Source organism: Shewanella corallii, from assembly GCF_023349125.1.
GTDB lineage: Bacteria > Pseudomonadota > Gammaproteobacteria > Enterobacterales > Shewanellaceae > Shewanella > Shewanella corallii.
The window spans coordinates 32,670-52,194 of sequence record NZ_JAKIKT010000004.1; the positions used below are offsets into that span (position 1 = coordinate 32,670).

The window sequence follows — 19,525 nt, forward strand, 5'->3', positions numbered from 1 at the left end:
ATAACAAAACCAGCCTGCGGGCTGGTTTTTTATTGCCTGAAGAGGCTATTACGCTAAATTTCAGACATAAAAAAACACCGCCGGTCGGCGGTGTTTTTCAAAACCAATCGTAATTAGGCTTCTGCAACAACAGAAACTTTAACGATAGTTTTAACTTCAGTGTGCAGGGCAACTTCAACTTCGAACTCACCAGTAGTGCGCAGAGCACCGTGTGGCAGACGAACTTCAGCTTTGCTCAGCTCAACGCCAGCAGCAGTAACTGCATCAGCGATGTCGCGAGTACCTACAGAACCAAACAGTTTGCCTTCGTCACCAGCTTTAGAAGCGATTACAACAGCTTCCAGAGCAGCAATCTTCTCAGCGCGCTCGTTGGCAGCACCCAGTTCAGCAGCCATTTTGGCTTCCAGTTCAGCGCGGCGAGCTTCGAACACTTCAGTGTTAGCAGCGTTAGCTACAACTGCTTTGCCTTTAGGCAGCAGGTAGTTACGAGCGTAGCCAGCTTTAACAGAAACTTGGTCACCCAGGTTGCCCAGGTTAGCGATTTTATCAAGCAGAATAACGTTCATTATCAATTCCTCTAGCTAGAACAGTGCCGATTACTGATGCAGATCAGTGTATGGCAGCAGTGACAGATAACGAGCACGCTTGATAGCGCGAGCCAGCTGACGCTGATACTTTGCAGAAGTACCAGTGATGCGGCTAGGAACGATCTTGCCACTCTCAGTGATGTAGTTCTTCAGAGTAGCAACATCTTTGTAATCGATCTCAGTAACACCTTCAGCGGTGAAACGGCAGAACTTGCGACGACGGAAATAACGTGCCATTTTGACAGTCTCCTAAGTTTTCAATTCGACATTTTCAGCGTGGACAATCAAACGGTTTTGACCGTTTCGACTCTGCTGCAGGGCAATAAACCCTTCAACTTCAACTTCCACACCGGTTTTCAGTTTGTCTGTTACGCCTTTAAAGCGATCACCACTCAATACCACCTGAATCTGACAGTACACATTCCTCAGCATGTCTGCTTCGAAGCGTTGAGACCTATGCTCAATTGTGAGTACGCAATGCGCGATACCCGCAGGACTGTCAAATTGTCTGGACCTAAGAATGTGCCCAGACAGCACCAGGCGATTGGTGGTCACAGATAAACTTACTCAGCAGATTCTTCAGCGTTTTCTTTAACTTCTTCAGTAGCTTTTTCAGCGGCAGCTGCACGACGTGAATCACGCTCGTCTTTTGCCTTAGCCATTGGAGAAGCTTCAGTGATGGCAGCTTTAGTGCGCATAACCATGCTACGCAGAACAGCGTCGTTGAAACGGAAAGCAGTCTCCAGCTCTTCGATAGACTCAGCAGTAGCTTCTACGTTCATCAGAATGTAGTGAGCCTTGTGCAGGTCTTGAATTGGGTAAGCCAGTTGACGACGACCCCAGTCTTCCATACGGTGAATGGTGCCATTCGCTTCAGTGATGATACCAGTGTAACGTTCAATCATACCTGGTACTTGTTCACTCTGATCTGGGTGAACCATGAATACGATTTCGTAATGACGCATTTATTGCTCCTTACGGGTTTGTAGCCTCGGTATTGGCTCAGTCAGACCAAATGGAGGCAAGGAACGAGAAAGTGACTGATTAAGGCGCGTGATAGTACATAAACCCGACAGGAAACTCAATAGCCTGCAGCATTTTCCCCGCAGATTCCCACATCCGTCACTCCCACTATTATCTAAGCAGGTAAAAACCATCAGCAAGTGTGGAACAAAATCTTTGTTTTACAAGCAGCTGGTAAACATTCAATAACTCAGCCCCAGTGACACGCCGCTACAGCCTTGCGCTACACGGCATTCTTTGTATGATGTAGGGCGCCAAATATGATTCACCAAGCATTCCGACAGAACAAGAACAACAATGCCAAGACTTGCTTATTCTCTACTGACTTTAACACTGCTGGCCGCTCCGGCGATGGCACTGGTTCCCCCCGATTATCAGGAACCCCCAAGTGACTTCAAAGCCGAAGTAGAAACCGGATTTCAGCTCAACACAGGTAACACTGAATCAACCAGCTTTAACGGCCGCACCAAATTGGTGTATGACACCAGCAATGCCAGACAGGAAGGTACGCTGAAAGCCTATTTTGCGTCGGATTCTGAAAAAACCACATCTGAGAAGTATGATCTGCAGCTGCAGTCAAACTACAAACTCAATGGTGGATATGTGTATGGACGGGGTGACTTCACCTGGGACCAATTTGGTTCCTATACCGAGATCTTCACTGTTTCTTCCGGTTATGGTTTTGACGCTATCTCAGACGAGGATACCAAGTTAAGTCTGGAAGTCGGTCCGGGTTACCGATATAACCTGCCTCAGGAGAATGATGAACAACCTGACCCTATCGCCGAAAAAGATCTGATCCTGCGATTGGCAGCCAAGTTCGAACAAAGGATTCATGAGTACACCAGCCTGACTGCCGATATCACCACAGAAGTGGGAGATAACAACAATACTGTGTCTCTGGATATGTCGTACAAGAACACCATCTTCCTGAACTGGGCATTTAAAGTAGGCTTCAACATCAAATACACAGAGATAGTCCCGGTTGGCACCAAGCAAACCGACACCATCTCAACCTTTAACCTGCTTTATACCTTCCAGTAAGACTGTGGGCTGCTGCCCTATACAAGCCCGGAGTTTGGGTAAGCATCAATAAAACGCTGCAGCACAGCTGTGGCGTTTTTTTCTCCCTGCTGCTCAGCCTGCAAATAATCAAAGATCGCCGTCTCATGCTTATCTACCAGATAAAACAGAGGCCAGAACCCACCGGCACGCTCAGACTGATCCCGATACTGCTGTTGATAAGGCTCAACCCAGTCGACCAGGGTGTCTATCAACTCAGGCCAGCCAAGATTGAGCCAGACATCAGCATCTTTAATCCCCTGAGCCCGCATTAAGGGATCATCCAGGTCACAAGGCACCTCAAGCGTCGGCAGGTGAGCTGCCATAATGGCCGCAGTAATCTGCTCGACCTTCAGCAACAACTCCAATGCAGGCCGCTGCGCCGCTTCATCTGTATATCCCTGATAATGGGTCAGCATATGAGTAAAAAAAGCGATACCATAAACTTCACCACGGAAGGCCCCTGCCAACTGCGCCAGCAGGACTTCGGGTGAGGTTTCCAGGTTCAGAGAGCCGTCAGACATGGTTATTCCAATCCAGAGTCAATTAGAGCCTATAAAACCAAAAAAGGTGCCCGAAGGCACCTTTTTTATCGACCGGTCGGATCAGCCCAGTCGCTGACGCACAGCCTCAAACAGACAAATACCTGTGGCCACTGACACGTTCAGGCTGGATACACTGCCCGCCATGGGAATAGACACCAGGGTATCGCAACATTCGCGGCTAAGGCGGCGCAGTCCCTTACCTTCAGCGCCCATGGCTATCGCCAGAGGGCCTTTCAGTTGCGCCTGATACAGGTCGCAATCAGCTTCACCGGCAGTACCGATAATCCACACGCCTTTCTCCTGCAGGTGACGCATGGAGCGAGCCAGGTTGGTCACCTGGAACAGAGGTACAGTCTCAGCAGCACCGCAGGCGACTTTACTCACAGTGGCGGTCAGGCTGACTGAGTTGTCTTTGGGCACGATAATGCCATGCACACCAGCAGCATCTGCGTTACGCAAACAGGCCCCCAGATTATGAGGGTCAGTTACGCCATCCAGGATCAGCAAAAATGGCGTGTCCTGTTTGTCCAGCAAGTCATCCAGATCATGTTCAGTCAGCGCCTTGGCCGGTTTCACCCGGGCAACAACGCCCTGATGCTGAGTACTGCCGGCTTTCTCATCCAGCACTTTGCGAGAGGTCTGTGGCATGGAGATGCCATACTCACGGGCCAGCTGGATCAAAGGCGCTACACGCTCATCCAAACGTCCCTGCATTAAAAACAGCTCCAGGATCCGCTCTGGGCTGTGCTTCAGCACTGATTCCACTGCGTGGATACCGAAAATAAACTCTTGCTTTTTCATCTGTTACTTTCTCTTACCGCTCTTCTTCACTGGCTTTTTCGGCCCGCTTTTGGAAGTGCGCTTTTTCACTGAACTCTTCTTGGCTTTTTTGGCAGGCTTGGTGGCACCTCGCAGCTCTTCACGCACGCTGCCCTTTTTGCTGCCGCCACGTCGGGGAGCATCCTCTTTTGGTGCTTCCCGATCACCACGCCGCTGTTTGGCGCCTTCAAGATTAACTCTTTCTCTGGCGGTCAAGGGACGACGCCCACGGCCTTTGCGGCGACCACCTTCGTCACCCACCATCAGCAGGTCGATCTGTCTGTCATCCAGATTTACCGCTGCTACTTTTACCGTAACCGGGTCACCCACCTGATAGATCTGGCCTGAGGCTTCACCAATCAGGCGCTGACGCATAGGGTCAAACTGGTAATAGTCGCTGCCCAGACTGGAGATATGTACCAGACCATCGATAAACAGATCATTAAGGCGAACAAACAGACCAAAGCTGGTGACCGAGGCAATTACCGCATCGAAGGTGTCGCCCACATGGTCCTGCATAAACTCACACTTAAGCCAATCGCTGACATCACGGGTCGCTTCATCAGCACGGCGCTCGGTGTTGGAGCATTCTTCACCCAACTGATCCAGCTCGTCCAGCTGATAGTGATAACCGCCATCTTTAGTCCACTTCTCATCGCTGTCGCCACGCTCTTTGGCAAGCAGGTAACGAATCACCCTGTGTAGCACCAGATCCGGATAACGACGGATGGGCGAAGTAAAGTGCGAATAGGCTTCCAACGCCAGACCAAAGTGACCTTCGTTATCCGCGGTGTAAATTGCCTGACGCATGGAGCGCAGCAACATCACCTGGATCAGCTCAGCATCCGGTCTGTCTGCAATGGATTCCATTAACAGCTGGAAGTCGATAGGCTGAGGCTCAAGGCCGCCACCCAGGCTCAGACCACGCTCGGACAGAAACTCTTTGAACTGAGTCAGCTTCTGCTCAGATGGTGCTTCGTGCACCCGGTACAGGACTTCACCTTTATGCTTCTTCACAAACCTGGCCGAAGCCACGTTGGCAAGAATCATACACTCTTCGATGATTTTGTGTGCCTGGTTGCGCATTCTCGGCACGATTTTGTCGATCTTGCGCTGCTCGTTAAAGATGAATTGAGTTTCTACCGTCTCAAAGCCGATAGCGCCGCGTTGGGCACGTTGCTCGTCCAGAGTCAGATACAGCTCCTGCAACACCTTAAGATTTGGCAGCAGGGCTTCGTGCTCAGGCAGGCCTGGCTCACCTTCCAACATCGCCGCCACCTGGGTATAGGTGAAACGGGCATGAGAGTGCATCACTGCAGGATAGAACTTGTAACCGGACAGACCGCCTTTAGCAGAGATGGTCATCTCAGCCACCATACACAGGCGGTCTACACCAGGGTTCAGAGAACACAGGCCGTTGGACAGTTTCTCCGGCAGCATAGGGATAACCTGCGACGGGAAGTACACAGAGTTACCGCGGGATCTGGCTTCAACGTCCAAGGCAGAGCCGGTGCGTACATAATGGCTCACATCGGCAATCGCCACCCACAAACGCCAGCCGCCGCTTTTCTTACGCTCGGCATACACGGCATCATCAAAGTCGCGGGCATCTTCACCATCGATGGTTACCAGCGGCAAACTGCGCAGATCAATTCTGTCTTTCTTGTCCGCTTCGGTCACTTCGTCCGGAATGCGTCGCAGCTTTTTCTCGATCACCGCAGACCATTCATGGGGCAGATCATAATTGCGCAGGGCGATTTCTATCTCCATTCCCGGCGCCATCTGCTTACCCAGCACTTCGGTCACCTTACCGGCAGCTTTCACGTATCGGCCGGGACGGCGGGTCAGTTCAACCACCACCACATCACCATGACGGGCGCCATTGCGATCGGCACTGTCCACCAGGATCTCCTGGGTGATACGCTTGTCATCAGCCACCACAAAGCTCATACCGAAATCTACATAGAAGCGCCCTACCAGCGCCGCGCTGCGTTCCTGAATCAGGCGTACAATGCGGGCATCCCGGCGTCCCTTGCGATCACTGCCAGCCTTCTGGGCCAGCACTTTATCACCATGGAAATACAGCTGCATGTCGCGGCTGGAGATATACAGGTCATCGCCACCTTCGTCGGGGCGGAAAAAGCCGAAACCATCTCTATGACCCAATACAGTGCCAGGGATCAAATCCATACGTTCTGGCAGGCCATAACACTGGCCACGGGTAAACACCAACTCGCCATCACGCTCCATGGCACGCAATCTGCGGCGCAGGGCTTCAAGCTGCTCTTCGTCGGTAATTTTCAGGGCCTGGGCGATTTTATCCCGGGTCAGAGGTGAGGTTTGTGAGCGTAAGTACTCCAATATGTACTCACGGCTGGGAATTGGGTTTTCGTATTTGGTTTGTTCACGCTCAAAATGAGGGTCTTTTATCATTCACTTTCCACATAGATTGATCCCTCCTTGGAGGGCGGGATCAACGGCCATTCAATGATGCTTTGCGGGCTCTTTTCACCACACTTGCCGGCATCTTGGCCTCTAATCCCTGTAATAAAGTCAACGCTTCCAATTTGGTTGCCTCATCACTGAACACTTCGTTAAACAGCCAGTGATAGGCCAACTCATAATCTCTTGGACTGCCATACCCCTGAGCCATCAAACGAGCCAGCATCATGCGGGCGGTCTGATGACCATTGGCGGCAGCCGGAAGCACATATTGAACGGCCCTGTCTTTGTTCTGTACGACAAACCGACCGTCCTGATAATACTCGGCCAATAGTACCATGGCCTCAGGGCTACCCTGCTCGGCAGCCTTTTGTAATTGCTCCATCCCCGAGGATGGATTCGCCGGGACACATACACCGTAATTCAGCATCTCCCCCCAGAGATATTGATAGAGGGGCTGCTTGAGCACCAAAGCCCTTGCTTCGATATCCTGCACCAACTGGCAGTCATCGGCTTTGACCTGCTCCAGGTATCTGTCCTGTTTAATGAGATCCCGTAATCGCTCCTGACTGTATATATCCACTGCAATTGAGTCGGCATGGGCAAACACCGGCATCATCAGAGGTAAGAGCGATATCAGAATCCGTGTCATCTTGTTTATTCCCAGAAGATTGAATACCACTTCATCGGCAGTATAACCCAATTCTGAAGGGGGCAATTTTCGGGATTACCCAGGGCACCATGTCGTTCCGGGCTAACGGTAAATAACCGTCGGGGTATAGCTATTAAAAAAGGCCGCTGGGCGGCCTTTTTTCATCTCATCAGTTGAATGGATTAACCAAAATCATGGTTTCATTCCGATCCGGACCGGTAGAGATAATATCAACTGGCGTTTCAAGCAGCTCTTCAATGCGCTTGATATAGTTGATAGCAGCCTGAGGCAGTTGCTCCAGAGAAGTCGCACCAAAGGTGTTATCGCTCCAACCTGGCATAGATTCGTAAACAGGAGTGACCTGCTCATAACCTTCAGCTGCCATTGGAGTCGTGGTAGCAACAGTACCATCTGGGTACTGGTAACCCACACAGATCTTAACTTCTTCCAGACCATCCAGAACGTCCAGCTTGGTCAGGCAGAAGCCGCTTACGCTGTTGATCTGAACCGCGCGGCGCATAGCCACTGCATCCAACCAGCCTGGACGACGCTTACGACCAGTGGTCGCACCAAATTCGTGGCCTTTGGTACCCAGATATTCGCCGATCTCGTTATCCAGCTCAGTTGGGAATGGGCCCGCACCTACACGAGTGGTGTAAGCTTTGATGATGCCGCAAACATAGTCGATATGACGTGGGCCAAAACCACTACCGGTAGCAACGCCACCTGCAGTTGTGTTGGAAGAGGTCACGAACGGATAAGTACCGTGGTCGATATCCAGCAAAGTACCCTGTGCACCTTCAAACAGGATGTTTTCACCGGCCTTACGAGCCTGATCCAGCATCTCCGTTACGTCTACGCACATGCTCTTCAGATAGTCAGCAATCGCCAGCGCATCTTCCAGAGTCTTCTGGTAGTCAACCGCTTCAGCACCGTAGAACTCGGTCAGCATAAAGTTGTGATACTTCATCACTTCTTTCAGCTTCTCAGCGAATAGTTCAGCGTTGAACAGGTCACCAACACGCAGACCACGACGGGAGATCTTGTCTTCGTAAGCAGGGCCGATACCGCGACCGGTAGTACCGATAGCGTTATTACCACGGGCGGCTTCACGAGCAATATCCAGTGCACAGTGGAATGGCAGGATCAGAGGACACGCTTCAGAAATCAACAAACGCTCTTCTACAGGAACGCCACGCTCTTTGAGCATGTTGATCTCTTTCATCAGCGCATCTGGAGCCAGCACTACGCCGTTACCGATAATGCATTTTACATTATCACGCAGGATGCCGGACGGGATGAGATGAAGAACGGTTTTTTCACCATCGATAACCAGAGTGTGACCAGCGTTGTGGCCGCCCTGGTAGCGAACTACATATTTTGCCTGTTCGGTGAGAAGGTCGACAATCTTACCTTTTCCCTCGTCACCCCATTGAGTGCCGAGAACAACTACGTTTTTGCCCATTGTTTGCTGCAAGGTTGCGGTTAAAGCAGAATCTTAACAGATTTAAGGGACCAAGAGCCAATAAATTTATGAAAAAATAATCATCAGTACCACTCCAGCGGTGACTAAAGATCCCCCAATGCGGCGAATAAGGTTCTGATCTGACTTGGCTAGTTCGCTCATATACGCCTGCCATTTTTTTGGAAAAAACAGCGGCCCAGCGCCCTCTATCAGCAAAACTAACGCCAATGCCAGCATCCATACCTCAAAGGTCATATCACTTTCCTACCAGGTGTTTTCAGTGGTTGAACGAAATTTACTATCAAAAGCTCTGTTTTAGTATCAAAAAGCCAATAAAAAACCCAGCATAATGCTGGGTTTTTTGAAAATACTCGTGAAGCGAAAATTAACGCTTGGAGAACTGTGGCTTACGACGTGCTTTACGCAGACCAACTTTCTTACGTTCAACCTGACGAGCGTCACGGGTAACGAAACCAGCAGCGCGCAGAGAAGGACGCAGAGCTTCATCCAGTTGCATCAGAGCACGGGTGATACCGTGACGGATAGCACCTGCTTGACCGGTGATACCACCGCCCTTAACAGTTACATAGATGTCCAGCTTTTCAGTCATTTCAACCAGCTCCAGTGGCTGACGAACAACCATGCGAGCAGTTTCACGACCGAAGTAAACGTCCAGAGGACGCTTGTTCACGATGATGTTACCAGTACCAGTTTTCGCGAATACGCGAGCGGTAGAGGTTTTGCGACGGCCAGTGCCGTAGTACTGAGTTGCAGCCATTTGCTTTATCCCGTATTAGATATCAAGAACTTGAGGTTGTTGTGCAGCGTGGTTGTGCTCGGCACCAGCGTAAACTTTCAGCTTACGGAACATGGCGCGGCCCAGAGGACCTTTTGGCAGCATACCCTTAACTGCTTTCTCGATGATCATTTCTGGCTTGTGAGCTTGCAGCTTCTCGAAGCTGATTTGCTTGATGCCACCTGGGAAGCCTGAGTGCGAGTAGTAAGTCTTGCCCTTGGCCTTGTTGCCAGTAACAGTTACTTTCTCAGCATTGATAACGATGATGTAATCACCGGTATCCACGTGTGGAGTGTACTCAGCCTTGTGCTTGCCACGCAGACGCAGTGCGATTTCAGTGGCGATACGACCCAGGGTCTTACCCTCAGCGTCAACAACATACCAGTCACGAGATACAGATTCTGGCTTAGCAGTAAAAGTAGTTTTCATTTAGAAAAACCCAAAGTTAAATTCTGTCTCACCTGTTATCTGCCAAATGCAAATAACACGAAAAATGCCGTTCTGTGCCCCTTCGAGCAAAGAAGCAAGCTTTACAAATTCCACCTCATCGGTGGTAGTAACGTGGGCAGGTGGCGGATTATAGCCAACACTGAGCTAAAAATCACCTGTTTTTTTAGCACTTGTTAACTCAATATCCACACCTTGCCCCGCCTGGCTTGCAGAAGGAGCCAGCCCAGTGGAATCAAGTCAATTTCACTGTCGGAGATCCCGGATCTCTACAACATTGATCCGGGATCGCGCAGTCTAGTGATTTATGGCAAATGTTCAAGTGCCAAATAGTCATGAGATTGCATCTCTGTGAGGCGGGATCGGCAACGACGGAACTCAAACTCCAGCTGACCATTGGTATACAGAGCTTCCAAGGAAACCTCTGATGAAATAATGAGTTTGACATTGCGCTCATAAAATTCGTCTACCAGCGCAAGAAATCTCCGGGCAATGTCATCACCGGTTTGCGCCGCGCCCATCTGTTCAACACCGCTGAGCAGCACAGTATGGTAAAGCCGCGCCAGCTCCATATAGTCCCGCTGACTTCTCGGGCCATCACATAGAGCACGAAAATCCGCCAGCAGCACCCCCTGAGCCTGCTGCCGGATAGGGAAGTGTCGTCCCTCTATTTCCAGTGGCTCGGTGGAGATTTCAGACTCAGGCGCCAACTGGTCGAAATACTTAAGTAAATTGCAATCGGCCTGCTCATCCAACGGGAAGTGATAGATCTCTGCCTGCTCAAGCGTTCTGAGTCGATAATCCACTCCGGAGTCCACATTGATCACTTCACAGTGCTTGTTGATCAACGCAATCGCCGGCAGGAACCTGGCCCGCTGCAAACCATTACGGTAGAGCTCATCCGGAATAATATTGGAGGTGGCCACCAGTACGACCCCTTCGACAAACAGGGCTTCAAACAAGGTGCCCAGCAACATGGCATCGGTAATGTCCGACACAAAGAACTCGTCGAAACAGATAACCTTATATTGCGCAGCCATCTTGGTAGCGATTTTCGGCAGCGGATCCTGAGTCCCTTTCAGCAACTCCAGTTCGCCATGCACCCTGTGCATAAAGCGATGAAAGTGAGCTCTGAGTTTGTCGTCAAAAGGCAGGGCATCATAGAAGGTGTCCATCAGGTAGGTTTTACCACGCCCAACACCACCCCAAAGGTAAAGACCAACAACCGGCTCAGGCTTAGCGAATCCCAACACCTGCTTAAAGCGTGTCAGCACCGACTGAGTCTCACTGGGCCTGGTCAGATCGTCATACAACCTCTGCAGGGCTTTGACGGCATTTTCCTGTGCCGGGTCATGACTGAAGTCGTCACGTTTGAGGTCCGCCTGATAATGCTCCCAGGGAGTTAGTCGATCCACTTGAATTCCTGTCAAATTGTCCATATATGAGTATAAAAATAGTATCACGCCTGCCACTTTGGGGTCACTGCCCGCAGTCGGAGGTTGACAGGAGATTTTTATGGATTGGACACTGGCGCTGGCCGCATTCATTTTGGGCCTGGTATTGGGTTATGTAGCCCGAACCCTTATTGCCCGTAATGATTCGGGTAAGGATAATGAAAAAAAGGCCGAACAGGCGATGCTGGAATTGAGCCAGTATAAGCAATCGGTGGCGGACTTGTACCAGGAACAGGGAGAGCAACTATCTCTGCTGGCCGAGCAGGTGAATAAGGTTAATCAACAGTGGAACGAATCAGTCCGTCACCTGCATCTTGATGAGAGCAAACCGCTGCCACAGCTTGAACAGGAGTCTCACTCAGCCAAAGATGAGACCGCAAAAGGAATTGTGTCCTGACACACAAAGTTACGACTTTCTGCCAATGAAATAGAAACTTAGCCAGGAAAGCCAAGTCGAAGGATACATAGGGACCTGGAAACCCATACTCCAGGTGAAATTGAATAATTGCGTTTGAATATTGACCCCTTTTGAGGAGCCAACTATTTATGAAAACAAAGATTACATTACTTTCAGCCGCTATCCTCAGCACCAGCCTCAGTCTGATGCCTGCCACAGCTACCGCGGCCTTGCCCATGTCAGTAGAAGGGCAACAGCTCCCCAGTCTGGCGCCCATGCTTGAACGCACTACCCCGGCTGTCGTATCCGTTGCCGTATCCGGTACCCATGTCTCCAAACAGAGAGTGCCGGACATGTTCCGCTATTTCTTCGGCCCCAATGCACCGCAGGAACAGGTACGAGAGCGTCCCTTCCGTGGCCTGGGTTCAGGGGTGATCATTGACGCCAGCGAAGGCTACATAGTCACCAACAATCACGTTATTGATAACGCTGATGAAATTCTTATCGGTCTTCATGATGGTCGTGAGTTTACTGCAAAACTGGTGGGGCGTGACGAAGACTCAGATATTGCCCTGCTGCAGATCGAAGCCGACGGTTTGACCGCGGTCAAGTCTGCCGACTCCGATGCACTGCGGGTGGGTGACTTTGCCGTTGCTATTGGTAATCCCTTTGGGTTGGGCCAAACAGTAACCTCAGGCATCGTCAGTGCTCTGGGCCGCAGCGGCCTAGGGATAGAGATGCTGGAGAACTTTATCCAAACTGATGCAGCCATTAACTCAGGCAACTCGGGGGGCGCCCTGGTCAACCTTAATGGTGAGCTTATTGGCATCAATACAGCGATTGTTGCCCCGGGAGGCGGTAACGTGGGCATTGGCTTTGCTATCCCCGCCAACATGATGCATAGCCTGGTTGATCAAATCCTTGAGCATGGTGAAGTTCGCCGTGGTGTACTGGGAATATCCGGTCAGGACCTGGACAGCAAGCTGGCAAAGGCATTTGGTCTGGAAACCCAGCACGGCGCCTTCGTCAACGAAGTGGTGCCTGACAGTGCTGCTGATGACGGTGGTCTTAAGGCCGGTGACATCATCACCAGTGTAAATGGCAAGAAGATCAAATCTTTTCAGGAACTGAGAGCGAAAATCGCGACCCTTGGGGCCGGCGCCAAGGTTAAGCTTGGCCTGGTGAGAGACGGAGATGAGAAGACGGTAAAAGTTACTCTGGGTGCTCAAAACCAATCCAAACTGGCATCTGCCGGTGGCGTTCACCCTATGCTTCAGGGAGCGACACTGGAAAATGCAGGAAAAGGTGTCGAGATTACTGAAGTCACTCCCAACTCCCCCGCAGCCCAGTCCGGGCTGCTTAAGGGCGATGTGATTGTCGGCATTAATCGCAGCAAGGTGGCTAACCTTAAAGCTCTGACCGATTACCTTAAAGATGCCAGTGGTACCGTCGCCCTGAAGATAGTTCGGGACGATGTGGCCATGTACCTGATGTTAAGGGGCTAAGCCTTAGGAGCAAGCAAGTTCGGGAGCCTAGGCTCCCGATGTTTCTTCATGTTAAACGTGCTAATCTAACAAGACTTTTTTCCGCTGCAGGCCTCTTCAATGACCTTAAAAGGTACCCTAGCTTACTTATCCAAAGCCGTCTTCTTTGGCCTGTTTATGGCGGGAGTGTTTTTGCTGCTGAATCACCTCACGCAGCCCGACACCAAACTGGGTAAGTTCCTCAATTTTTCTCATGAATCACGCAGCGATCTCTCCTTTGCCAGTGCCGTTCGTCGCGCTGCGCCTGCGGTGGTGAATATCTACAGCCTGAGTATCGACAGACAAAGACCACTAAATTCAGGTTCATTACAGGGACTGGGTTCCGGCGTACTCATGAGCAAAGAGGGTTATATCCTCACCAACTATCACGTCATTAAGAAGGCCGATGAGATTGTGGTTGCACTGCAGGATGGTCGTAAGTTCACCTCTGAAGTCGTGGGCTCAGATCCTGAGACAGATTTAGCCGTCATCAAAATCGAAGGTGATAATCTGCCAGTGGTTCCCCTGAGCCTTAACAGCCCGGCTCAGGTTGGCGATGTGGTGTTGGCTATTGGCAATCCTTATAACCTGGGACAAACCATCACCCAGGGCATTATCAGCGCCACGGGCCGTAACGGGCTATCCTCAGGTTATCAGGACTTCCTGCAAACCGACGCCGCCATTAATGCCGGTAACTCGGGTGGTGCGCTTATCAACACCCGGGGCTCACTGATAGGTATCAATACCGCTGCATTCCAGATTGGTGGCGAGGGTGGCGGCCACGGTATCAACTTTGCTATTCCAATCAAACTGGCCCACAGCATTATGGGTAAGCTGATTAAAGATGGTCGCGTGATTCGCGGGGCTCTGGGTATCTCAGGTGAGCCCGTCGTGCCTGTTATGGCGCAGATTCTGAACCTGCCTGATCTTCGGGGCGTTCTGGTGACAGGTGTAGACCGCAATGGTCCCGCCGCCAAAGCTGGCCTGCAGCCCAGAGATGTGATTACTCAGTTCAACAATGAAGATGTTCCCAGCGTTGAAATGTTGATGGACAGAATCGCTGAGACCAAGCCAGGTACAGAGATCAACCTGACGATTATCCGCAAAGGCGAAACCTTGCAGTTACCTGTCACCATTGGCGAAAAGCCGATTAACTACAACTGATAAAACAATTGAGGCAAGCCAATCAGGCTTGCCTCATACCTCAGTTTCTTCTTCATATTATTAGACTTGGTGCACCTGAGTGGGTCAGTGTTGGTGAGAGTACCATTGTACTTTGGTGCGAAACCCCACTTCGGTGGCAATGGCCAGTATTAAGAGTCCGATGGAAGAAAATATCCAACCGGATGAAAAGGTCAATGCGGCCAACATCAGCAGTACCAGTATCCAAATCAGTCTCAGCATAAATCCTCCTCTGATCTTCCTGATAATGCCCGTTACAGATTTGTTAATCTGCGACGAACTTGATTTCAGACTACTGCCAAATCCTCCAAGTTACAAATCCGTCCTCCACAGCCCCTCAATACCGATTTGAGTCTAAAGCGGTACCCAAACAAAAAGGGCACTGGTAATCACCAATGCCCTTGCAGTTCGGAAACAGGATTATTTAACCCTTTCTACCCTACCGTTCAGCCCTTTGAACTTATCTTCGATATGTTCATAGCCACGATCCAGGTGGTAGATACGGTCTACCAGAGTCTGACCATCTGCCATCAAACCGGCAATTACCAGACTCGCGGAAGCACGCAGGTCAGTTGCCATCACTTGGGCACCACTCAGACGCTCAACGCCGCGGATAATACAGGTGTTACCTTCCAGCTCCATCTCAGCGCCCATACGCATCAGTTCAGGTACGTGCATAAAGCGGTTTTCAAAGATGGTCTCTGTGATGGTACCCGTGCCTTCAGCCAACACGTTCAACACGCAGAACTGCGCCTGCATATCGGTTGGGAAAGCTGGATAAGGTGCAGTTTTAATATTCACTGCCTTTGGTCGCTGGCCTTGCATGTCCAGCTCGATCCAATCGTCACCTGTGGTGATTTTCGCACCTGCATCTTCCAGCTTGGCCAGTACCGCATCCAGAGAAGATGGGTCAGCACTCAGACAGCGGATTTTGCCACGGGTTACCGCACCGGCAACCAGGAAGGTCCCGGTTTCAATACGGTCAGGCATCACACGGTAGTGACAGCCATTCAGCTTCTCAACACCCTGAATCTTGATGGTTGAGGTGCCAACACCTTCAATTTTAGCGCCCATAGCAATCAAACAGTTTGCCAGGTCGACAACTTCAGGCTCACAGGCTGCGTTATCGATAATGGTCTCACCATCGGCCAGAGCAGCAGCCATCAGCAGGTTTTCAGTAGCACCTACACTAACCATATCCATAAAGATGTGGGCGCCCTTCAGACGACCATCAACGCGGGCTTTGATGTAGCCCTCTTTCACCTCTATGTTGGCACCCATTTGCTCCAAACCATGCAGATGCAGGTTAACCGGGCGGGCACCGATGGCACAGCCACCTGGCAGAGAAACATCGGCTTCACCGTAACGGGCCAGCAAAGGTCCCAGCACCAGAATGGAGGCGCGCATGGTTTTCACCAGCTCATAGGGTGCACAGTAGTGGTTCAGTGTGCTGGTATCGATGCGAATTTCGCCGTCATCGGACTGGGTCACGTTTGCACCCAGACAACGGATCAGTTCACAGCTGGTGTTTACATCACGCAACTGCGGCACATTGGTTACCACAAATTCAGTTTCAGCCAGCACACCAGCCATCAGGATAGGCAAGGCGGCATTCTTGGCACCGGAGATAACCACGTCGCCACACAGCGCGCCATTGGCCTCAATAGTTAATTTATCCACATCGCCTCTCTACATTGGCATGTTGAAAACTTTTTCGCGTTTCCATTGAGTCGGCGTGAAAGTTTTAATGGTTACGGCATGCAGTGCGCCACTGGTAATGTGTTCCATCAGCGGGGCATAAACTGCTTGTTGCTGCTTGATACGACTCATGCCATCAAAGCATTCTCCAACAGCAACAACCTTGAAGTGGCTGCCATCGGAAGTTACATGGGCTTCATCCAGTGACAAAGCCTGAATCAACAGGGTTTCGATCTCTTTACAATCCATGAATTGGTTACCTTAAGAGCTTGTACCCGCTATTCAAAGCAGGCTTGTAAATCATATAGGGCAATCAGTCGGGCGACCTGCTCGGAGGGCGCCGTAAGCGTGAGAGTGTGGCCGGACTGCCGGTGCAGTCGCCACAATGCCAGTAAAAATGCGATGCCTGCGCTGTCACTGTAACTCAGAGCCGACAGGTCCAGCCTGTCAATCTGAGGGCTCAGCAGCTTATGCCGGTCTGGCCATAGGCTGACGACATCCTGCTGATCCAAAGTGCCACTGACTCTGCAGGTATTGGCTTCGGCGTTGAACTCAATCATGCCGCCGCTTTCTCATCAACTTTTACCGGCTCAGATGCTTTTTCATTCAGCATCTCAATAAACTTGTCCAGACCATGCTGACGGATCAGACCATCAAACTCTTCGGTTTTGGAACGCAGAATACTGATACCTTCAGCCTTCAGGTCATAGGCCTTCCAGCTGTTATCTTTCTGCTTGCGCAGGCGGAACTCGACATTTATCTCCGGACGGCTGGCGTCGAGAATCTTCACATACACCCGCACATCCTTGGCATTACCCACAGGGCGCGAAGGACCAAACTCCACGGTTTGATCTGTATAGCTGCCGAGCGCATCAGCATAGGTGGTAATCAAGTAAGCACGGAAAGCTTCCACAAACTGCTGACGCTGCTCTTTGGTTGCTGCACGGACATGACGCCCCATGGCTTTCAGGCCCGCATAGCGATAATCCACGTGCGGCATCAGTTCTTCTTCGACCACCACTTTCAGGTAGTTCTTATCAGCTTCGATTTTGGCCGTATCCGCCTTGAATCTGTCGAAGGTCTGGTTGGCGACAGTTTCCATCATGGCGTAAGGATCTGCAGTGTTGACCTTATCGTCGGCCATCACAGTGTAAGAGCCGACCATAAACACCAGCCCCATAATACCTGTTATCACACGCTTCCACATGGATTCATTCTCCTACTTGTCTTCGCCCATGCTATATAAAAACTGTCCAATCAAGTCTTCCAATACCAGGGCTCCATGGGTATCGGAAATCACATCACCATCCTTGAGCATGGCGATATCGTCATCAACAAAGCCCGGAGTTAAACCCAGAAACTGCTCACCCAGCAGGCCGGAAGTCAGAATGGCCAGACTGGAGGTCTCGGGAAACTGGTTAAAACGCTTGTCGATTGTCATGGTGACAACCGGCTCCAGCAGAGTGGGATCCAGTTCGATGTCACTGACACGGCCGACCACCACGCCACCCACTTTTACCGGTGACCTTACTTTCAGACCGCCAATATTGGAGAAGGTTGCTTTTAACTGGTAGCTACTGTCTGACGATTGTACGTCGACATTGGCGACCTTGAACACCAACAGCAGAAACGCCGCCAAACCTACCAGCAGAAAGCTGCCCACCAAGATCTCTATTTTCCTTGTCAACATGTGCTGTTACCTGTTGTTCCTGAAACTCTGAATGCTGTTAGCCAAACATGATGGCAGTCAGCAGAAAATCCAATGCCAATACGGCCAGACTGGACTGCACCACAGTCTGAGTCGTTGCCCGACTGATACCTTCCGGGTTGGGGATCACCTGATATCCACGGTACAGCGCTATCCAGGTCACCACCACCGCAAACGCGGTACTCTTAATCAGGCAATTCACTATGTCCTGACGCCATTCGACCGAAGCCTGCAAAATAGACCAGAAAGAACCGTGATCGATTCCTTTCCACTCCACACCTACCAGATGTCCACCAAAAATCCCCACGGCTGTAAACATCAGTGCCAGCAGCGGCATACTGATAACACCGGCCCAGAATCGGGGGGCGATAACCTGTCTGAGTGGGTCAATTGCCATCATCTCCAGACTGGACAACTGCTCGGTACTTTTCATCAAACCAATTTCGGCGGTTAGTGCACTGCCCGCACGACCGGCAAACAGCAGAGCTGTCACTACGGGTCCAAGCTCACGAAGCAAGCTCAGCGCTACCATAGGGCCAAGGCTCTCTTCGGTGCCAAAGTCCACCAGGATGGTGTACCCCTGCAGCGCCAGAACCATGCCGATAAACAGGCCAGATACCAGCACAATCACCATGGACTGTACACCCACCACATAGATCTGCTTCACCAGCAGCGGCGTACCTTTGCGAATGCGGGGAACACGGAATACAGCGCCCCATAACATGAGTCCGGCCCGACCCAATCCCGCCACCATATCTATGGCGCTGCGCCCCAGGGAGGCAATACGATCAACCAGCCCCATTGGCCAACTCCTCAGAAAAGTCCTTTGCGGGAAAGTGAAATGGCACAGGGCCATCGGGCTCACCCTGAAGAAATTGCATCAGCTGAGCATTATCTGTGGCGCCCCGGAGTTCATCCGGCGTCCCACGGGCAATCACCTGTTTCTCGGCAATCACATAGACATAGTCAGCAATGCTCATTACTTCAGCGACATCATGGGATACCACGACTGAAGTCAGATTCAGGGCGTGGGAAAGTTCGCGAATGAGCTTCACCAACACCCCCATGGAAATCGGGTCCTGACCAGCAAAAGGCTCATCGTACATCACCATTTCCGGCTCAAGAGCTATGGCCCGCGCCAGAGCGGCTCTGCGCTGCATACCGCCAGACAGTTCGTTAGGCACCAGGTCCGCAGCACCGCGCAAACCTACGGCCTCGAGCTTCATCAACACCAGAGTACGAATAATCTCTTCCGACAACTGTGTATGTTCCCGCAGGGCAAACGCCACATTGTCGAACACATTCATATCGGTAAAGAGTGCACCGCTTTGAAACAGCATGCTCATACGCTTGCGCATCTCAAATAGCTGACTGCGACTGGCACTGTGCACATTCTGGCCGTCAAACAGAACCTCGCCGCTGTCGGGCACAAGTTGCCCGCCGATTAACTTAAGCAGCGTTGTCTTACCGATACCACTGGGTCCCATGATGGCAGTTACCTTGCCTCTTGGAATCGTCAAACTGATATCGTCATAAATGACTCTTGACCCTCGCCGGAATCCGAGATTTCGGACCTCCACCAGAGGTGTGGAATGTTGCGTCATGCAGGTATCCGGTTTTCAACAAAAATGCACGCCAAGGCCGCTATTTTCATGGCATAGATCACTGCCACCCGGCGCATAGTAAAGGGTAAAATTGTACGGAAACCCTGCAGTATACACAACT

At 51.1% G+C, this 19,525-nt stretch carries 25 protein-coding genes; 4 read left to right on the top strand and 21 right to left on the bottom strand.

Translation table 11 applies throughout. From position 1 onward, the window contains the following. Window positions 1-113 precede the first annotated feature (113 nt). The 4 genes from rplI to rpsF are packed head-to-tail and all read right to left on the bottom strand — an operon-like array spanning window position 114 to window position 1,552. Entirely contained in the window at window positions 114-566 is a 453-nt protein-coding gene (gene rplI / locus L2725_RS11620; RefSeq protein WP_115137166.1) for a 50S ribosomal protein L9, read from the bottom strand. A 30-nt stretch (window positions 567-596) separates the two neighbouring features. Further along, the gene (rpsR, locus tag L2725_RS11625) at window positions 597-824 is read right to left on the bottom strand and encodes a 30S ribosomal protein S18 (RefSeq protein WP_025821562.1); all 228 of its coding nucleotides are present in this window, start codon (window positions 822-824) and stop codon (window positions 597-599) included. A gap of 12 nt (window positions 825-836) precedes the next feature. Further along, window positions 837-1,142 (bottom strand): primosomal replication protein N, encoded by a 306-nt coding sequence (gene priB / locus L2725_RS11630; protein ID WP_249249109.1) that lies wholly within the window; start codon window positions 1,140-1,142, stop codon window positions 837-839. A gap of 8 nt (window positions 1,143-1,150) precedes the next feature. Next, window positions 1,151-1,552 carry a 30S ribosomal protein S6 gene (rpsF, locus tag L2725_RS11635; RefSeq protein WP_115137168.1) on the bottom strand — a complete coding sequence of 134 codons (402 nt, stop codon included), beginning with the start codon at window positions 1,550-1,552 and terminating at the stop codon, window positions 1,151-1,153. Window positions 1,553-1,907: 355 nt separating this feature from the next. Between rpsF and L2725_RS11640 the strand changes: the two genes are divergently transcribed. Next, on the top strand, window positions 1,908-2,654 hold the full coding sequence (locus tag L2725_RS11640) for a DUF481 domain-containing protein (RefSeq protein WP_248936678.1): 747 nt from the start codon (window positions 1,908-1,910) through the stop codon (window positions 2,652-2,654). A gap of 17 nt (window positions 2,655-2,671) precedes the next feature. Here the strand turns inward: L2725_RS11640 and L2725_RS11645 are convergent, their stop codons facing one another. The 9 genes from L2725_RS11645 to zapE form a co-directional block, all read right to left on the bottom strand. Continuing rightward, window positions 2,672-3,196, bottom strand: a complete 525-nt coding sequence (locus tag L2725_RS11645) for a hypothetical protein (protein WP_249249110.1) — start codon at window positions 3,194-3,196, stop codon at window positions 2,672-2,674. Between the two features lie 81 nt (window positions 3,197-3,277). Beyond that, window positions 3,278-4,018, bottom strand: a complete 741-nt coding sequence (gene rlmB, locus L2725_RS11650; RefSeq protein WP_249249111.1) for a 23S rRNA (guanosine(2251)-2'-O)-methyltransferase RlmB — start codon at window positions 4,016-4,018, stop codon at window positions 3,278-3,280. A gap of 3 nt (window positions 4,019-4,021) precedes the next feature. After that, the gene (gene rnr / locus L2725_RS11655) at window positions 4,022-6,469 is read right to left on the bottom strand and encodes a ribonuclease R (RefSeq protein ID WP_249249112.1); all 2,448 of its coding nucleotides are present in this window, start codon (window positions 6,467-6,469) and stop codon (window positions 4,022-4,024) included. 40 nt (window positions 6,470-6,509) lie between these two features. After that, window positions 6,510-7,130: a tetratricopeptide repeat protein gene (locus L2725_RS11660; protein ID WP_249249113.1), complete on the bottom strand. Its 621-nt coding sequence runs from the start codon at window positions 7,128-7,130 to the stop codon at window positions 6,510-6,512. 169 nt (window positions 7,131-7,299) lie between these two features. After that, window positions 7,300-8,595: an adenylosuccinate synthase gene (locus L2725_RS11665; RefSeq protein ID WP_115137173.1), complete on the bottom strand. Its 1,296-nt coding sequence runs from the start codon at window positions 8,593-8,595 to the stop codon at window positions 7,300-7,302. 66 nt (window positions 8,596-8,661) lie between these two features. Further along, window positions 8,662-8,850: a DUF2065 domain-containing protein gene (locus L2725_RS11670; RefSeq protein WP_249249114.1), complete on the bottom strand. Its 189-nt coding sequence runs from the start codon at window positions 8,848-8,850 to the stop codon at window positions 8,662-8,664. Between the two features lie 130 nt (window positions 8,851-8,980). After that, window positions 8,981-9,373, bottom strand: a complete 393-nt coding sequence (gene rpsI / locus L2725_RS11675; RefSeq protein ID WP_115137175.1) for a 30S ribosomal protein S9 — start codon at window positions 9,371-9,373, stop codon at window positions 8,981-8,983. 15 nt (window positions 9,374-9,388) lie between these two features. Then, entirely contained in the window at window positions 9,389-9,820 is a 432-nt protein-coding gene (gene rplM, locus L2725_RS11680; RefSeq protein ID WP_115137176.1) for a 50S ribosomal protein L13, read from the bottom strand. Window positions 9,821-10,143: 323 nt separating this feature from the next. After that, window positions 10,144-11,253: a cell division protein ZapE gene (zapE, locus tag L2725_RS11685; RefSeq protein ID WP_249249115.1), complete on the bottom strand. Its 1,110-nt coding sequence runs from the start codon at window positions 11,251-11,253 to the stop codon at window positions 10,144-10,146. A 100-nt stretch (window positions 11,254-11,353) separates the two neighbouring features. Between zapE and L2725_RS11690 the strand changes: the two genes are divergently transcribed. The 3 genes from L2725_RS11690 to degS all read left to right on the top strand — a co-directional run bounded on the left by L2725_RS11690 (window position 11,354) and on the right by degS (window position 14,376). Continuing rightward, window positions 11,354-11,689 carry a ZapG family protein gene (locus tag L2725_RS11690; RefSeq protein ID WP_249249116.1) on the top strand — a complete coding sequence of 112 codons (336 nt, stop codon included), beginning with the start codon at window positions 11,354-11,356 and terminating at the stop codon, window positions 11,687-11,689. A gap of 149 nt (window positions 11,690-11,838) precedes the next feature. Next, window positions 11,839-13,194 carry a DegQ family serine endoprotease gene (locus tag L2725_RS11695; RefSeq protein ID WP_249249117.1) on the top strand — a complete coding sequence of 452 codons (1,356 nt, stop codon included), beginning with the start codon at window positions 11,839-11,841 and terminating at the stop codon, window positions 13,192-13,194. Window positions 13,195-13,293: 99 nt separating this feature from the next. After that, a complete protein-coding gene (degS, locus tag L2725_RS11700) occupies window positions 13,294-14,376 on the top strand; it encodes an outer membrane-stress sensor serine endopeptidase DegS (protein WP_249249119.1) in 1,083 nt (360 codons plus the stop codon). A gap of 84 nt (window positions 14,377-14,460) precedes the next feature. Here degS and L2725_RS11705 read toward each other — a convergent pair whose 3' ends face one another. The 8 genes from L2725_RS11705 to mlaF form a co-directional block, all read right to left on the bottom strand. Then, window positions 14,461-14,616, bottom strand: coding sequence for a hypothetical protein (locus L2725_RS11705; protein WP_162807186.1), 156 nt, complete (start codon window positions 14,614-14,616; stop codon window positions 14,461-14,463). Between the two features lie 198 nt (window positions 14,617-14,814). Beyond that, a complete protein-coding gene (gene murA / locus L2725_RS11710; RefSeq protein WP_115137180.1) occupies window positions 14,815-16,074 on the bottom strand; it encodes a UDP-N-acetylglucosamine 1-carboxyvinyltransferase in 1,260 nt (419 codons plus the stop codon). A gap of 9 nt (window positions 16,075-16,083) precedes the next feature. After that, window positions 16,084-16,341 carry a BolA family protein gene (locus L2725_RS11715; protein WP_115137181.1) on the bottom strand — a complete coding sequence of 86 codons (258 nt, stop codon included), beginning with the start codon at window positions 16,339-16,341 and terminating at the stop codon, window positions 16,084-16,086. A gap of 29 nt (window positions 16,342-16,370) precedes the next feature. Next, on the bottom strand, window positions 16,371-16,652 hold the full coding sequence (locus L2725_RS11720) for an STAS domain-containing protein (protein ID WP_248936667.1): 282 nt from the start codon (window positions 16,650-16,652) through the stop codon (window positions 16,371-16,373). Beyond that, complete coding sequence (locus L2725_RS11725) at window positions 16,649-17,299, bottom strand: MlaC/ttg2D family ABC transporter substrate-binding protein (protein WP_249249120.1); 651 nt, start codon at window positions 17,297-17,299, stop codon at window positions 16,649-16,651. Before L2725_RS11725 ends, L2725_RS11720 begins: the two co-directional genes overlap by 4 nt. 12 nt (window positions 17,300-17,311) lie before the next feature. Next, window positions 17,312-17,782: an outer membrane lipid asymmetry maintenance protein MlaD gene (gene mlaD, locus L2725_RS11730; RefSeq protein ID WP_249249121.1), complete on the bottom strand. Its 471-nt coding sequence runs from the start codon at window positions 17,780-17,782 to the stop codon at window positions 17,312-17,314. A gap of 37 nt (window positions 17,783-17,819) precedes the next feature. Continuing rightward, entirely contained in the window at window positions 17,820-18,602 is a 783-nt protein-coding gene (mlaE, locus tag L2725_RS11735; protein WP_248936665.1) for a lipid asymmetry maintenance ABC transporter permease subunit MlaE, read from the bottom strand. Further along, the gene (gene mlaF, locus L2725_RS11740; RefSeq protein WP_249249122.1) at window positions 18,589-19,404 is read right to left on the bottom strand and encodes a phospholipid ABC transporter ATP-binding protein MlaF; all 816 of its coding nucleotides are present in this window, start codon (window positions 19,402-19,404) and stop codon (window positions 18,589-18,591) included. Before mlaF ends, mlaE begins: the two co-directional genes overlap by 14 nt. Window positions 19,405-19,525 lie beyond the last annotated feature (121 nt).

Bases quoted from the DNA above. Each gene is read 5' to 3' on its own strand.
- rplI (WP_115137166.1), bottom strand. From the start codon at position 566: ATGAACGTTATTCTGCTTGATAAAATCGCTAACCTGGGCAACCTGGGT.
- rpsR (WP_025821562.1), bottom strand. From the start codon at position 824: ATGGCACGTTATTTCCGTCGTCGCAAGTTCTGCCGTTTCACCGCTGAA.
- rpsF (WP_115137168.1), bottom strand. From the start codon at position 1,552: ATGCGTCATTACGAAATCGTATTCATGGTTCACCCAGATCAGAGTGAA.
- L2725_RS11640 (WP_248936678.1), top strand. From the start codon at position 1,908: ATGCCAAGACTTGCTTATTCTCTACTGACTTTAACACTGCTGGCCGCT.
- L2725_RS11645 (WP_249249110.1), bottom strand. From the start codon at position 3,196: ATGTCTGACGGCTCTCTGAACCTGGAAACCTCACCCGAAGTCCTGCTG.
- rlmB (WP_249249111.1), bottom strand. From the start codon at position 4,018: ATGAAAAAGCAAGAGTTTATTTTCGGTATCCACGCAGTGGAATCAGTG.
- rnr (WP_249249112.1), bottom strand. From the start codon at position 6,469: ATGATAAAAGACCCTCATTTTGAGCGTGAACAAACCAAATACGAAAAC.
- L2725_RS11660 (WP_249249113.1), bottom strand. From the start codon at position 7,130: ATGACACGGATTCTGATATCGCTCTTACCTCTGATGATGCCGGTGTTT.
- L2725_RS11665 (WP_115137173.1), bottom strand. From the start codon at position 8,595: ATGGGCAAAAACGTAGTTGTTCTCGGCACTCAATGGGGTGACGAGGGA.
- L2725_RS11670 (WP_249249114.1), bottom strand. From the start codon at position 8,850: ATGACCTTTGAGGTATGGATGCTGGCATTGGCGTTAGTTTTGCTGATA.
- rpsI (WP_115137175.1), bottom strand. From the start codon at position 9,373: ATGGCTGCAACTCAGTACTACGGCACTGGCCGTCGCAAAACCTCTACC.
- rplM (WP_115137176.1), bottom strand. From the start codon at position 9,820: ATGAAAACTACTTTTACTGCTAAGCCAGAATCTGTATCTCGTGACTGG.
- L2725_RS11690 (WP_249249116.1), top strand. From the start codon at position 11,354: ATGGATTGGACACTGGCGCTGGCCGCATTCATTTTGGGCCTGGTATTG.
- L2725_RS11695 (WP_249249117.1), top strand. From the start codon at position 11,839: ATGAAAACAAAGATTACATTACTTTCAGCCGCTATCCTCAGCACCAGC.
- degS (WP_249249119.1), top strand. From the start codon at position 13,294: ATGACCTTAAAAGGTACCCTAGCTTACTTATCCAAAGCCGTCTTCTTT.
- L2725_RS11705 (WP_162807186.1), bottom strand. From the start codon at position 14,616: ATGCTGAGACTGATTTGGATACTGGTACTGCTGATGTTGGCCGCATTG.
- L2725_RS11715 (WP_115137181.1), bottom strand. From the start codon at position 16,341: ATGGATTGTAAAGAGATCGAAACCCTGTTGATTCAGGCTTTGTCACTG.
- L2725_RS11720 (WP_248936667.1), bottom strand. From the start codon at position 16,652: ATGATTGAGTTCAACGCCGAAGCCAATACCTGCAGAGTCAGTGGCACT.
- L2725_RS11725 (WP_249249120.1), bottom strand. From the start codon at position 17,299: ATGTGGAAGCGTGTGATAACAGGTATTATGGGGCTGGTGTTTATGGTC.
- mlaD (WP_249249121.1), bottom strand. From the start codon at position 17,782: ATGTTGACAAGGAAAATAGAGATCTTGGTGGGCAGCTTTCTGCTGGTA.
- mlaE (WP_248936665.1), bottom strand. From the start codon at position 18,602: ATGGGGCTGGTTGATCGTATTGCCTCCCTGGGGCGCAGCGCCATAGAT.
- mlaF (WP_249249122.1), bottom strand. From the start codon at position 19,404: ATGACGCAACATTCCACACCTCTGGTGGAGGTCCGAAATCTCGGATTC.